This is a genomic window from Bacteroidota bacterium (assembly GCA_016706255.1).
Taxonomy (GTDB): Bacteria; Bacteroidota; Bacteroidia; order Chitinophagales; family BACL12; genus UBA7236.
Genome location: JADJJZ010000003.1, coordinates 592,501 through 606,106 on the forward strand (window position 1 = coordinate 592,501; position 13,606 = coordinate 606,106).

The 13,606-nt window shown below is 36.6% G+C and carries 11 protein-coding genes and 2 rRNA genes (1 of these 13 cut by a window edge); 10 read left to right on the top strand and 3 right to left on the bottom strand.

From position 1 onward, the window contains the following. The 5 genes from IPI65_04340 to IPI65_04360 form a co-directional block, all read left to right on the top strand. Positions 1-983: ribosomal RNA gene (locus IPI65_04340) — 23S ribosomal RNA — on the top strand (it extends 1,892 nt beyond the left edge of the window). Positions 984-1,069: 86 nt separating this feature from the next. Then, positions 1,070-1,181: ribosomal RNA gene (gene rrf, locus IPI65_04345) — 5S ribosomal RNA — on the top strand. A gap of 157 nt (positions 1,182-1,338) precedes the next feature. After that, positions 1,339-1,836 (top strand): hypothetical protein, encoded by a 498-nt coding sequence (locus IPI65_04350; protein ID MBK7440772.1) that lies wholly within the window; start codon positions 1,339-1,341, stop codon positions 1,834-1,836. Positions 1,837-1,976: 140 nt separating this feature from the next. After that, complete coding sequence (locus IPI65_04355) at positions 1,977-3,530, top strand: YifB family Mg chelatase-like AAA ATPase (GenBank protein MBK7440773.1); 1,554 nt, start codon at positions 1,977-1,979, stop codon at positions 3,528-3,530. A gap of 186 nt (positions 3,531-3,716) precedes the next feature. Continuing rightward, a complete protein-coding gene (locus IPI65_04360) occupies positions 3,717-4,640 on the top strand; it encodes a hypothetical protein (protein MBK7440774.1) in 924 nt (307 codons plus the stop codon). Here the strand turns inward: IPI65_04360 and IPI65_04365 are convergent. Together IPI65_04365 and IPI65_04370 are read right to left on the bottom strand one after the other, a co-directional pair. Continuing rightward, on the bottom strand, positions 4,637-5,149 hold the full coding sequence (locus IPI65_04365) for a GNAT family N-acetyltransferase (protein ID MBK7440775.1): 513 nt from the start codon (positions 5,147-5,149) through the stop codon (positions 4,637-4,639). The genes IPI65_04360 and IPI65_04365 overlap by 4 nt on opposite strands. A 136-nt stretch (positions 5,150-5,285) precedes the next feature. Beyond that, entirely contained in the window at positions 5,286-5,639 is a 354-nt protein-coding gene (locus IPI65_04370) for a hypothetical protein (GenBank protein ID MBK7440776.1), read from the bottom strand. 219 nt (positions 5,640-5,858) lie between these two features. On the opposite strand from IPI65_04370, the gene ssb reads away from it, so the two are divergent. After that, on the top strand, positions 5,859-6,197 hold the full coding sequence (gene ssb, locus IPI65_04375) for a single-stranded DNA-binding protein (protein MBK7440777.1): 339 nt from the start codon (positions 5,859-5,861) through the stop codon (positions 6,195-6,197). A gap of 364 nt (positions 6,198-6,561) precedes the next feature. Here ssb and IPI65_04380 read toward each other — a convergent pair whose 3' ends face one another. Further along, positions 6,562-6,987: a hypothetical protein gene (locus IPI65_04380; GenBank protein ID MBK7440778.1), complete on the bottom strand. Its 426-nt coding sequence runs from the start codon at positions 6,985-6,987 to the stop codon at positions 6,562-6,564. A 373-nt stretch (positions 6,988-7,360) separates the two neighbouring features. Between IPI65_04380 and IPI65_04385 the strand changes: the two genes are divergently transcribed. The 4 genes from IPI65_04385 (at position 7,361) to IPI65_04400 (ending at position 13,571) form a co-directional block, all read left to right on the top strand. Further along, a complete protein-coding gene (locus IPI65_04385; protein MBK7440779.1) occupies positions 7,361-8,797 on the top strand; it encodes a polysaccharide biosynthesis C-terminal domain-containing protein in 1,437 nt (478 codons plus the stop codon). A gap of 220 nt (positions 8,798-9,017) precedes the next feature. Further along, entirely contained in the window at positions 9,018-10,646 is a 1,629-nt protein-coding gene (locus IPI65_04390; protein MBK7440780.1) for a T9SS type A sorting domain-containing protein, read from the top strand. A gap of 10 nt (positions 10,647-10,656) precedes the next feature. After that, positions 10,657-12,120 carry a T9SS type A sorting domain-containing protein gene (locus IPI65_04395; GenBank protein ID MBK7440781.1) on the top strand — a complete coding sequence of 488 codons (1,464 nt, stop codon included), beginning with the start codon at positions 10,657-10,659 and terminating at the stop codon, positions 12,118-12,120. Beyond that, positions 12,117-13,571: a T9SS type A sorting domain-containing protein gene (locus IPI65_04400; protein MBK7440782.1), complete on the top strand. Its 1,455-nt coding sequence runs from the start codon at positions 12,117-12,119 to the stop codon at positions 13,569-13,571. The genes IPI65_04395 and IPI65_04400 overlap by 4 nt, the downstream gene beginning before the upstream one ends. The last annotated feature ends 35 nt before the right edge of the window (positions 13,572-13,606 follow it).

A 13,606-nucleotide genomic window follows, 5' to 3' on the forward strand; every position in this document is an offset into this window, starting at 1 on the left:
CCGGTAAACGGCGGCCGTAACTATAACGGTCCTAAGGTAGCGAAATTCCTTGTCGGGTAAGTTCCGACCTGCACGAATGGTGTAACGATCTGGACGCTGTCTCGGCCATGAGCTCGGTGAAATTGTAGCATCGGTGAAGATGCCGATTACCCGCAACGGGACGGAAAGACCCCGTGCACCTTCACTACAACTTTGCATTGAATTCGGTTAAATGATGTGTAGTATAGCTGGGAGACTATGAAGCAGCGGCGCTAGCCGTTGTGGAGTCAACGTTGAAATACCAGCCTTTATTTGATTGGTTTCTAACCCCCTAACGGGGAGACAGTGCATGGTGGGTAGTTTGACTGGGGTGGTCGCCTCCAAAAGAGTAACGGAGGCTTCTAAAAAGTGCCCCTCAGCACGCTTGGTAACCGTGCTTCGAGTGCAATGGCATAAGGGTGCTTGACTGGGAGACATACAGGTCGAACAGGTACGAAAGTAGAGCATAGTGATCCGGTGGTTCCGTATGGAAGGGCCATCGCTCAAAGGATAAAAGGTACGCCGGGGATAACAGGCTGATCTCGCCCAAGAGCTCATATCGACGGCGAGGTTTGGCACCTCGATGTCGGCTCATCACATCCTGGGGCTGGAGAAGGTCCCCAAGGGTCCGGCTGTTCGCCGGTTAAAGTGGCACGTGAGCTGGGTTCAGAACGTCGCAAGACAGTTCGGTCCCTATCTGTTGTGGGCGTTAGAGATTTGAGAGGACCTGACTCTAATGCGAGAGGACCGTGTTGGACGAACCTCTAGTACCTGTTGTGGCGCCAGCTGCATCGCAGGGTAGCTATGTTCGGAAAGGATAAGCACTGAAAGCATCTAAGTGCGAAGCCTACCTCAAGATGAGATCTCTTTTAAGGGCCGTGGAAGATGACCACGTTGATAGGCTGCAGGTGTAAAGTCAGTAATGGCAAAGCCGAGCAGTACTAATTACCCGTAAGCTTTCATTTTTTTTTATTAATTAATTACACCCCATTCAATACGTCAAACTTATTACCTGGTAATAACCTAGTGTTATTGCTCGCGTTAAAGAGTCTTTGGTGATTATAGCGTAGGTGTCCACCTCTTCCCATTCCGAACAGAGAAGTTAAGCCCTACTGCGCAGATGGTACTTGAGTAAAATCTGGGAGAGTATGTCGTCGCCAAGTTTTTAAAAAACCCTGACTTAGGTCGGGGTTTTTTTATGTACCTACCTGAAATTTATTCATCCTTCCTACTAGTCCCCAAATCCCTATTTCTAATTGTTATTTTTTCCCCGCTTTGGAAATTCCACTAGTTTCTTATATTTGACTTACTATTTCAACTATGAAGAAAATTCTACCATTCCTGCTTATCTGTTTAACCCTTGCAACTAAGGCTCAGATTGTTAGTATCGATGAACCTAACACCTATATCCCATCTGAACTAACCGGTGCTAAACTCGGAATAGGAATTGCTGAATTCCAAAAAGTAAATGACACCACTAAAATGGAAAGGAACAGCCAAAATGGTTTTTCTTACATTCAATTTAAACAATCTAAACCTTCTGCTAATATTCTTTCTGCTACCTATAAATTTGATACGCCTCAACGTGGTGTTAATACCAACCGCCCGATGTATGAAATCGGCATCGAATTTATTGATGCAGACGCAGCTGAAAAATTTGTTTCTTCAACATTCACAAGCCAATATCGTATAAGCGCCGCTGCAGAAAAAGAATGGTTTCTTTCTACCAGCAAAGATTATTGGATTCTGATTCGTAAAACCGGAAATATGGTAACCATCGCAGCAATGATGAATGGAACTGAATGGGGATTCGAATAATTTATTTTCCTTCATTATTTTTACACCATCATGTTTTCCTTAAAAACAACCTTCAAATATATTGCCCCGCCATGTACTCCAGTGGGCAAATTTATTCCTGTTGTTTCCCTTTTATTTTTTTATAACCTTAAAAACAAATTATGCAATTAGTTAAAACATTTGCAAGCTCGGTGCAAGGCGTTAATGCCTTTACCGTTGCTATTGAAGTTAGTGTATTCACAACCGGCCAGGCCGCGGATATGAAACATTTTATGGTGGGTTTGCCCGATAACTCAATTCGTGAAAGTTGGCATCGCATTGAATCTGCAGTTAAAGAAAATAGTTTTACGATGCCGCGCACTAAAATTGTTGTTAATCTTTCACCGGCTGATGTCAGAAAAGAAGGGACACATTACGATTTGCCCATTGCAATCGGTGTACTTGGTTCTTCCATGCAAATGCCTGCTCACCATTTTCATGAATATGTGATTTTAGGTGAGTTATCGCTTGACGGAACAATTAAACCAATTAAAGGTGCACTGCCAATTGCAATCCAGGCAAAAAAAGAAGGCTTTAAAGGCATTATTCTCCCAAAACAAAATGCCCGGGAAGCTGCCATTGTTAGTGGTATTAAAATTTATGGCGTAGAAAATATTTATGAGGTAGTCCGTTTCTTAAGTGATGATATTGACCTGGAAGAAACAATAGTAAATACACGCGAAGAATTTTTTAATCAGATTGGCGATTCCGAAATTGATTTCAGTGATGTGAAAGGACAGGAAAATATTAAGCGCGCATTGGAAATTGCTGCTGCAGGTGGTCATAACGCAATATTAATCGGTCCTCCCGGAGCAGGAAAAACCATGCTCGCCAAAAGATTACCAGGTATACTTCCTCCATTGAGTTTGTATGAAGCTTTGGAAACTACGAAAATTCACAGTGTAGCAGGTAAACTCCCTGTTGGCTCTGCACTTTTGTACGCAAGACCATTCAGAAATCCGCATCATACAGTTAGTGATGTGGCTTTGGTGGGCGGTGGAAATAATGCCCAGCCCGGAGAAATTTCATTTGCACATAACGGCGTTTTGTTTTTAGATGAATTGCCAGAGTTTAAACGAAATGTGCTCGAAGTGTTACGGCAACCGATGGAAGAGCGGAGAGTTATGATTTCCAGGGCTAGAGTTTCAGTGGAATATCCCGCAAATTTCATGTTACTTGCTGCTATGAATCCATGCCCTTGTGGTTATTATAATCATCCGGAAAAAGAATGTGTTTGTGGTCCTGGCGTGGTGCAAAAATATCTGAATCGTATCTCAGGACCGCTGCTCGACAGGATTGATTTGCATGTAGAGGTTGTTCCGGTTAGTGTAACTGAAATTTCACAAACTGCTGATGGTGAAAAAAGTGCTTTCATTAGAGAACGTGTCATAAATGCGCGCAAAATACAAGAGCAGCGTTTTGAAGGAAGCAGTATTCACAGCAATGCGCAAATGACATCCAAACAGGTGAAAGAAATTTGTGGAATAACTACTGCAGGACAAAATTTATTGAATAAGGCAATGGATAAACTCGGTTTAAGCGCCAGAGCTTACGATAGAATTTTAAAGGTAAGCCGCACTGTTGCTGATTTAGCGGGTTCTGATGATATCAAAGTTGAACATCTTGCAGAAGCTATTCAATACCGCAGTCTCGACCGGGATAATTGGGCTAATTAGTGGCTAAAGTATAATAATTGATACAGAAAAAATTTATCCGGTGTATTTCAACTGTGCTGGAAGTTTGCATTTTGATATATTTGGTATGTGCAAAACATTTATAACCCTGTCACAATAAAAAGTATTTGTGGCAAGTTTATTGTAAAAACAGGGTTATGGAATGAACGGATACACTAAACCTTTTGTATGAAACGAACTGTCGGGCATAAACCACTCCTTATAGCTTTGCTATTGATATGTTGTGCATTCCAATTAAAGGCTGCGGAGGTAAAAACAATATACACCTGGACTTATAGTGATAAATTATTTACGATGGTTTATTACTTTGATCAGGCTGATTATAATTATTATAAAGGGCAGGACAGAGTATATAATGATTTTCTGTTTTATTTAAATGAATCGGTTAAGCATCCTGTAATTGCCGATTTTGCAGCTGAATTTAAATCAATAGCTTCTGAAAATAAATTGAGCGATTGGCAGTTGGCAGAATGCGTTATTGCATTTGTGCAAACCATGAAATATAAAAATGACGGCACTTATGAATATCCACGTTATCCAATAGAAACACTGATTGAAAAAGGTGGTGATTGTGAAGACACAGCAATTTTATTGGAAGCTATTTTAAGAGAATTAGGATTCGATGTTGTAATGGTTTCTCCAAATAAACATATGGGGGTTGGTATTGCATTAAAGTATGAAATTAACGGCACTGCTTTTCAGCACCGTAATAAATACTACTATTATATAGAAACTACAAGTGCAGGTTGGGGTATAGGTGATTACCCTGAACATTTAAGCACTGGTGTAAATATTTATGATCCGGGCGATGTAGATGGAGGTGTATTATTATCAGAATATGTTTATTCCTATAAAGATTATAATCCTGAAACAGAAGTAACACAACAGGAACCTACTTATGCTGCCGAACCGGATAAAACAGAACCTGCAAACGAAAATGAATTTGATGGTAATTTCAATTTCGAACCTACACCTGAAAATAGTTATACGATTGATGTAGACGAAGTAGTTATTGATGGTAAAAAAGAAACTGTTGTAACAAAAAAAGTGGAAGCTGAAGGAAAAGAAAAAGTCGTCGCCACTTCAAATTAGTTATTCTTTTTAATAGAATAATAAAATACATCAGTTTCATAAACATACCATTCTTTAATAAAACGTAATCCGCATTTTTCCAATACATGTTGTGAGCGCATGTTTTTTGGATGCGTGATGCCGACAATTTCATTCAAGTTACAGATATTAAATCCATAATCAATTAACGCTTTAGCACCTTCGGTTGCATAACCTTTCCCCCAATGTTTATGTAGTAATCGATATCCTACTTCAACCAAGTCAGTATTATCGATATACTTCAAACAAAACCATCCTATTTTTTCGTTCGTATTTTTAGTTACTGCTACCCAATTACCAAAACGGTTGTCAATTAATCGGGTATTCATAATCCTGTTATACCCAGGCTGAGCTTGATGTGGTTCGGTTATAGCGGGGCGAATGAATTCCATCACGCGCGCATCTGAATCCAATTCAAAAATTAAATTGAGATCAGATGGAGTGAATTCTTGAAATAACAATCGTTCTGTTTGAAGGAAAATTCCTGACATATTAAATTAAATATTGCAACTTTTGAAAGATAAAAATACTGCACAAAATTAATTGCTTATTACTTAAATGACAAAAGCATTTACTGCCGGAAATGATAAAGGTCATTCCGGGTGTATCTATAATGTGGTATTCTAATTAAATATCTTTTCTTATTATATATAAGATATCTTTTTCACCAACACTGTATCCGTACTCATAACAAAAATAAAGCGGAGTGCCTTTTTTGGTAATTTCAACGGAAGTGATGTAATTAAAATTAAATCCTTTTTCGTAGAGTTTTTCTTTTTGAATTTTAACCGGTTCTTTTGGGTTTAATTCAGCAAGAATTGTTCTGTTTTTACGAAGAATGGAATTAATGTTGTTTACATAAACACCATTTAAAATACGTTGGCGATTGTTGTTTGAATGACGGCAAATATCAGAGCAGAATTTTTTGTCGACACGGCCAAATAAGGCCTTGCCGCATTCGGGGCAATGTTTGTTGTCCATAGATAAACAAGTTTTTAAAGTTTTTAAGGTTTTGGATAAATAACATGGAGCAAATATATAAATATTTAAGAAAAAACGAAATTAAGCGCTTATATCCGAATATAAGCGCTTAAAATTTTGTAATTTATTTTGCCCTTCACATCTTTGTTTCGTTGATATGAAATGCATATTGACACAGCTTAAAAACATGCTGATTGTTTAACCCTTAAAATTTAACGTATGAACAACCTTAGAAACAAGGTGCAATTGATTGGCCGCTTAGGTGCCGATCCTGAAGTGAAATCCGGAGCAGGTTATGGTAAACTTGCAAAATTCAACCTCGCAACGGATGAGACTTACAAAAACGCTAAAGGCGAAAAAGTTAAAGAAACCCAATGGCATAGTCTCATAGCCTGGGGTAAAACCGCAGAAATTGTGGAAAAATACCTAACCAAAGGTATTGAAGTAGTGGTGGAAGGTAAACTGCTAAATCGCAATTACACCGACAAAAATGATGTGAAAAGGTATGTTACTGAAATTGTGGTGAGCGAACTGGTCATCGTGAGCCCGAAAAAGTAATGTTCCCCTAATACAAACTGCCTCGACATTCCTTTATGTGTGCAGGTGCCGGTTTTTGCTTTGTTGGTTAGAGGGACTAGGGGCAGTTTTCATCTTAGGTAATATTCTTTGTTGGTTAGTTTACCTGATTATCACTGAGTGTTTTTTAGGTAGATGATGATTAATTGCTGAAGGAAATTCACTGCATTTGCAACGCTATTGTTGTTTGAATCAACTTGTGAGTGTTTACGCATGGTTAAACCATTGGTGCAAGCATGCGTTGAGAATAACCTTGTAGTTAATTAAATGCTGTAATTGAACATTCAGATTTGGCTTAAAAATCTAAAAACGTAGTAAATAATTAAATGTATTAATAGAGTAGTGATTAATTTATAATCATATCTTCTAATACAGATTTCGCCTCGTCGAAATTGATGCGTTTTTTGGTTTGAAGTATACTATCGCAAAGTTCGATATCAACTGGCTGTCCGTCAAAGGCTGTGTTGCTCATATCTAATTGAATGAAGATATAACCTTTGATTAATTCATTGTCAGTTTCTGTGCCTGGCCGGGTTGCAAACCGAACCACATAGTTGGTTTCTTTTAAAACCTGAACTGCAGAGCCGCTGCCTTTAAAATATTGGTAACTTTTTAGAAAATTGCCTACTTCAAGCGCGTTTGCTTCGGTAACAGGTGGTTTATAAAAGAGTTGATCACCACCAATGTCAAGCTTGGTGCCGTAGTCGTTGGATTTAGTTGAACATGCACTTAATATCGAAACACACAATGTAAGCAGCAACAAATTTTTCATCTGTAATTTTTTTTCAAAGTTAGAGAATAATAGGAGATGTGTTATTTAAAAAGTAAAAACATAGTTGATTATGATGATTGAATATGGGGGACTTATTCGCCCTATAGCATAAAAATATAGTTGGTATAACGTTTCAGATTAATGATTGATTGTTGACATGAAGTAAAACAGGCAGTTTCCGATTGCTTTTGTATATGGCATATATACGATTTAGGGTTCAACAAAAGGGGCTGCCTGCTTCATGAAAACCTTTTAAGCAGGTTAAATATTGAACCGTTTACAGACTGCCAGGTTTCTTATGGCAGTGTAATAATTGAGGTCAATTAATATGATTAATCTATAGCAAATGTCTATTTTTGCTATAAGCAATCACTTGAAAAGAATCGTTAAATCAACCTTTTTTATTACAGCCGGCGGCACACTTCCATTGCTGTCGAGCGTGGTATTGTTAATACCCTATACAGACAATCTGAATACCGCTGATTATGGCGCTCTTGCTATATATATATCGTTTGCGTTGTTTGTGCAGATATTGATGAATTATGCGGTTGATTCCTATTTGTCGGTGCATTATTATGACCATCATGATGATGCATCTAAACTCAAACATTTTCTTAGTTCTATTTCCGGAATAGTGCTCAGTATTGGACTGCTATTCATAGGATTGTTTTCGTTGTTAGGTTATTTTTTATTTCCAATAATATTTAAAGACTCCGGCATCGAATTTTTCCCATGGGGATTTATGAGTGTGCTTACCGGCTTTTTTAATGCATGGTTTAGAACTTATGTAAATATTCAGGTATTTGCCGATCGGCCTGTAAAATATTTTTTATTCGGGTTGTTCAATTTCGTTGTAACGATTGCCATATCAGTAATTTTAATTTACCAATTCCCATTTACATTAGTAGGCCCGATGTGGGGGCGATTATTGTCAGGTGTGCTCATTTTTTTACTTACTTTTATTTATGGTTTAAAGGAATTTGGAATCAAGTTTAAATTTAACCTGCTTCCTGAAATAAAATCTTATGCAACACCTGTTGTGTTGTTTAGTTTACTTACATGGGTTCTTGGTTATATAAATAATTATATCCTCACCGGCCTTGCAACTACCAGCGATGTTGGTGTTTACGACTTTGCGCTTAAGTGTACATTAGTTATTGAGTATGCTGGGTTAGGGATTACGGGTGCAATAAATCCACGCATTTATCAGCTTTGGAAAAAAAGTGACCAGCGCGTTAGCACCCCAGAAGAAAATAGATACTACCATGTTTACAGTGCATTAAATATAATTATTATAGCTTCAAATATTTTATTGTTACCTTTTATTATTAAATTGTTTGTGAGCAACGAACAATATTATGCAAGTATTCAATATTTGCCGGTTTTATGTGCAGCATTTGTATTTAAGGGATTATATACGATGTATATCAATCCAATATTATTTTACAAAAAAACTAAGGCATTACCTGTAATGCTCATAGTAACGGCAATAGTTCAAATTGTTTCAGGAATTATTTTTATTAAACTATTCGGGTTATGGGGAGCAGTATGGAGTTATTTTCTTGTAAGGCCTATTCAAATAATTTTATTGCGATATGCAGCTCGCGAAGTTTTCACGTTTAACTACAATAGTTTTAAATTATTTTGGGTGCCATTAATTTATGTTGCCGGTGTAATAACCATGTGGCAAATTCAAATGCCCGAAAATTTCCGCTATGGTATCCAGTTTGCACTCGCTCTCCTATTAATTTCTGCAGCTTATCGGAATGAGTTAAAAGATTTGCCGGAGTTGTTAAGGAAGTCGAATTAATGACCCTTGGATAACAATTTTGGGTTGAAATTATATTGGTTGAGGGTTTTGCTGCGCCGAATAAAGTTGTAAAATAATGATAATCAATTAATTACGTTTATTTCATGTTAAAGCCGTCACATGCTCGTAAAATCGCGAAACGGTTGTATTTTAGGTTGAGTTAGACTAACTTTACCCTACAATTTTTTTTGAAAGTAACTTGAAACACACTATGAAAAACATGCGCCTCTTCATGGCATTGGCCTTTGGTTTGCTCGTAAACCAGTTAAATGCTCAATTTATTAAAGAATTTTATAAAGGTTCTGCTCAATTCACATCCTTTCATGCAATTGTGCCGGTATCTGATGCTCCTACAAGTAATCTGTATGTTGCCGGCACTTATGGCAGCCAGCTGGTGATAGGTGAGTTAAAACAAAACGGAACTGCCGTGTGGTTTAAAAAACTTATGGTAAATGATTCCAATTATATTGTTAACTCAATGATAAAAGATAGTGATGGTAACTTGATATTGTGTGGAGGTAATTATATTGGAGTTGATGACAATGGTTTTGGATTTTTGATAAAGTTTGATCCGGTATTAAAGTCATTAACATGGTTTCAGAAAACGAATGAAAATATTTTATTTTTTGATTGTACCGAAATGGGTGCAGGAGGAAATTATATTGTAGGTGGGCAGGATGAAGGTGTAGGAACCGGCAATCAGGCCGATCACCTAAGTATGGTTGCCGATCGTACAACGGGGGCATTAAGTGTTTTTACCAGTTTAAGTACGAATGTAAATGAAAACATCGATGCACTATTATTTAATAGTGCTACAAATACTTTATACACCACCGGCAGGTATGAACTTAATCCGGGTGGAACTTCCAAATTCAGAATTTGTCTGGATAAAATAGATTCAACCGGGACTGTTGCGTGGACGAAGTTTTATATAAAAAGCACCGTTGCTACAGGTAGATTTTACCCAAAAGATATTATTCAGGATGGAGATGCATTAATTATAGCAGGATGCGGAGATGATGCAGGAACTAATTCTGTTAAAAACTTTTATTTATTGAAAACCGATTTAGAAGGAAATGTAATTTGGATAAATAAATATGATTTAGCAGGAACAAGCAATGATGGCATTTTCTGTTCAATAAAAAAACATAGCAGTGGGTATATTGTTTTCGGAAGTTTATATAACGTTACTTACACGGATATTTTATTAATGAATACCGATTTTGACGGAAATATTAATTGGGCTCATTCATACCCTTATCGTAAAAAGGAAGGAGCGTTTGGAATGCAAATGTCATCTTCCTTAGCAGTTGTTGGGTCAACCATATTTCATGTAGGTGAACGCGAAATGGTTGATGGTACAATTAGGGGGATTTTATTACGGACATCTGTTGCAACCGGAGATATAGGAGCTTGTGATGTGAATTTGGATATTTCCAAAACTTCGTTAGTTACGCCATATCAGAATACTTATGTAATGTCGAACGCAACATTATCTCCAACTTATACACAACCAACGCCCTCAATTAAAAATCAATCATTTACCCAGGTAATAACCTGTAATGTTAACGGTTTAATTAAAGAGGAGGAAGTTGTGACTTCATCCGAAGGTAGCCTAAAATTATATCCAAACCCAACACAAGATATTATTACCATTTCATTTGATTTACAGGAAAATCAAACTGGGTTTTCTATTCAAATAATAGACTTAACAGGTAAAACAGTTAAACAAACGAATTCATCTGCAAATTCAATTGAACTTTATGTTGGCGATTTGCCTGAAGGGATTTACACAGTTATTGTTATGGGTGAAAATGGTAAAGAAATTATTCAGTTTGTAAAAAATTAAAAAAATACACATGAAAAAACTTATTCTTTTTTCCCTGTTTATTGCAAGTATAAATCAATTAATTGGACAATCTAATTATATTGGATCAGGTATTTCAGTGCAATTCAGCGGTGCAACCGGAAATTACATAAATTTGGGTGATGTATATAATGATTTAAATTTCCCGGTAACAGTAGAGGCGTGGGTAAAACCAACAGGGTGGACTCCGGGCGGATATTCTCCAATTATTGCAACCGATATTATTGGCGTAGGTGGAAGTTATTATGGATTTTGGTTTCGTTTTAATTCCGCAGGGCAACTTATTTTTGAAATTGGTGATGGTTCGGGATCAGGTGGTTCAGACCGAAGAGGAAAGGTGACAACTGCATCTGTAAGTTTGAATAAATGGACACATGTGGCAGTTGTGGCAACCTCTGTAACGGATATAAAATTTTATTTTAATGGAGTTTTGCAAACTGCAAATTTCACTGATGGCGGTGCTTCAAATACTTCCATTTTACATACGACCTATTCTGCAAACATAGGCCGACAAATTACGCCTACTACTGAACATGATTTTACCGGACAAATAGATGAAGTTCGTTTATGGAATGTAGCCAGGACAGAAACTCAAATTCGTGATTACATGTGCTTGAAAATAACCACAATGCCAATTAGTTTAATTGGCTATTGGAATTTCGATGAATCATATGTTGATGCAACTGCAAATGATATAACGACACCTGCTGAAAATGGCACAACTGGAGGCACTGTTACAAAATTATCCTCAGGTGCACCCATTGGAGATGCCAGGGTATACAGTTATGCTGCTGATTTCACCGGGGTTACTCTTTCACTAAACTCTTCTGGTGGTGATATACTCAAAGTAAATAAAATCGGTAATGCACCATATGGCGTGCATCTATACAGAGTTAATTTTGAGCCATATTCAACATCGGGTTTGGCATCAATTCCTAATTATTATTATGGTGTATTTACTGCAGATCATGCCACAGCAGCGAAATACACTATAACTTATTTATATTCCTACGATAATGGAGTAGTTGATTCATTTAACGAGGTGGGATCAAAAATTTACAAAAGATTGGATGGGTCTGTAACAATGTGGACCAATCTTTCTGCACTGCTAGATACAGGTAGTAATAAATTAACTAAAAAGAATATTGCAACACGCGATGAATTTATTTTTAATTACAAAGCAAATGCAAGATTTGCAGAAAACGAGCCTTCAGGTTTAGGATTTAAGTTAAAAGTTAATCCAAATCCAACTACTTCTAATATTATTGTAGAATCAGTATCTCAATTTGAACCGATTCAAATTTTTGACATTAGTGGTAAGTTAATTAAATCGTATACTGCAAATCAAATTGGAGAAATAATAATAATTGATGTTTCCGGGTTTACGCCAGGTTTGTATATCGTTAAACAAAATAATTTAGACAACACTTTTTCAACAGAAATAATTATACAATGAAAACTTTTAAATCAATTATTTTCGCATTGTTTGCAATGTTTGCGTTAAATGCAAATGCTCAATCAAATTTTATTGGGTCTGGCTTAATGCTAAATTTCGATGGTAATGCGGATAATTATTACGATTTGGGTGATAATTATAACACGCTTAATTTTCCTGTTACTTTTGAAGCATGGGTTTATCAAGAGGGTTATTCACTTTACACCCCTGTTTTTGCAACAGATAGTTACACATCAGGTAATTATTATGGATTATATGTACGATTTGACCCTACAGGTAAATTGATTTTTGAAATTGGAAATGGAGCCGGAGCCGGTGGAGCCCATCGACGTGGAAAAATTACATCAACTACAGCACCTTTAAATGAGTGGATTCATATTGCTATTGTTGCAAACTCAATAACTGATATTAAGTTTTATTTTAATGGCGTGTTACAAGCTTGTGTAAATACAGACGGTACTGCAACAAATACTTCTATTCCTCACAATTCAAATCCGGTGAATCTTGGTCGTTATGCAACTGTGCATAGGTCAGATGCATTTATTGGAAAACTGGATGAAGTGAGACTGTGGAATATTGCCAGAACCGAAACTGAAATCAGAGACAAAATGTGTGAAAAACTTACAGCTACTGAAAGTGGATTAATTGGATATTGGATAGTTGATGAAAACACAACTGATCCGACTTTGGAAGATTATTCAGTAAGTAACGTAAACGGGACTGAAATTGGTGAAGTAGTTAAAATGAATTCAGGTGCTCCGATTGGCGATATCAGTGTATTTAATTATACAGCTGATTATACTGGAATTTCATTATCGTTAAATTCTCCTGGTGGGGATAAACTGAAAATTAATAAAATTGCTAATCTGCCATACGGCGTCCATCTTTACCGGGTAAATAGTGCTCCGGCTTCAATTATTGGATTAAACGAAAATCCTAACTATTACTTTGGTGTTTTTTCGGCAGATAATGGTATTGATGCAAAATATACACTTACTTATACCTACTCCTATAGCAATGGTGTTGCTACAGCAATAAATGAAACAGATGCTACATTGTATAAACGGTTAGATGGAAGTTTAAATAGTTGGAATTTTCAACCTGCAACTTTAACGGTGGCTACAAAAAGATTAACAAAGAAAAATTTTTCCGGAAGGAGTGAATTTATTTTTAATATTGAAGCGCCAAATGGTGCTAAGATGGCTGTTGCAGAGAAGCTCGCATTAAACGCTTATCCTCAACCCGCATCTTATTTCGTTAATTTCAATAATTTTGTTCCAAATGAGAATGTGCAAATATTTGATTTGAACGGACGGACAATAGAAAATGTGCGCACTGATTGCGATGGAAAATTAATGATTAATGTTGCTGATTATCCAAATGGAATTTATATCGCAAAACAAAATTATTACGACTTGCAGCAAGGTATAAAGTTTGTTGTGCAGCATTAATTTAAGGCATTGAATATTTTGAATTATTAATTAAA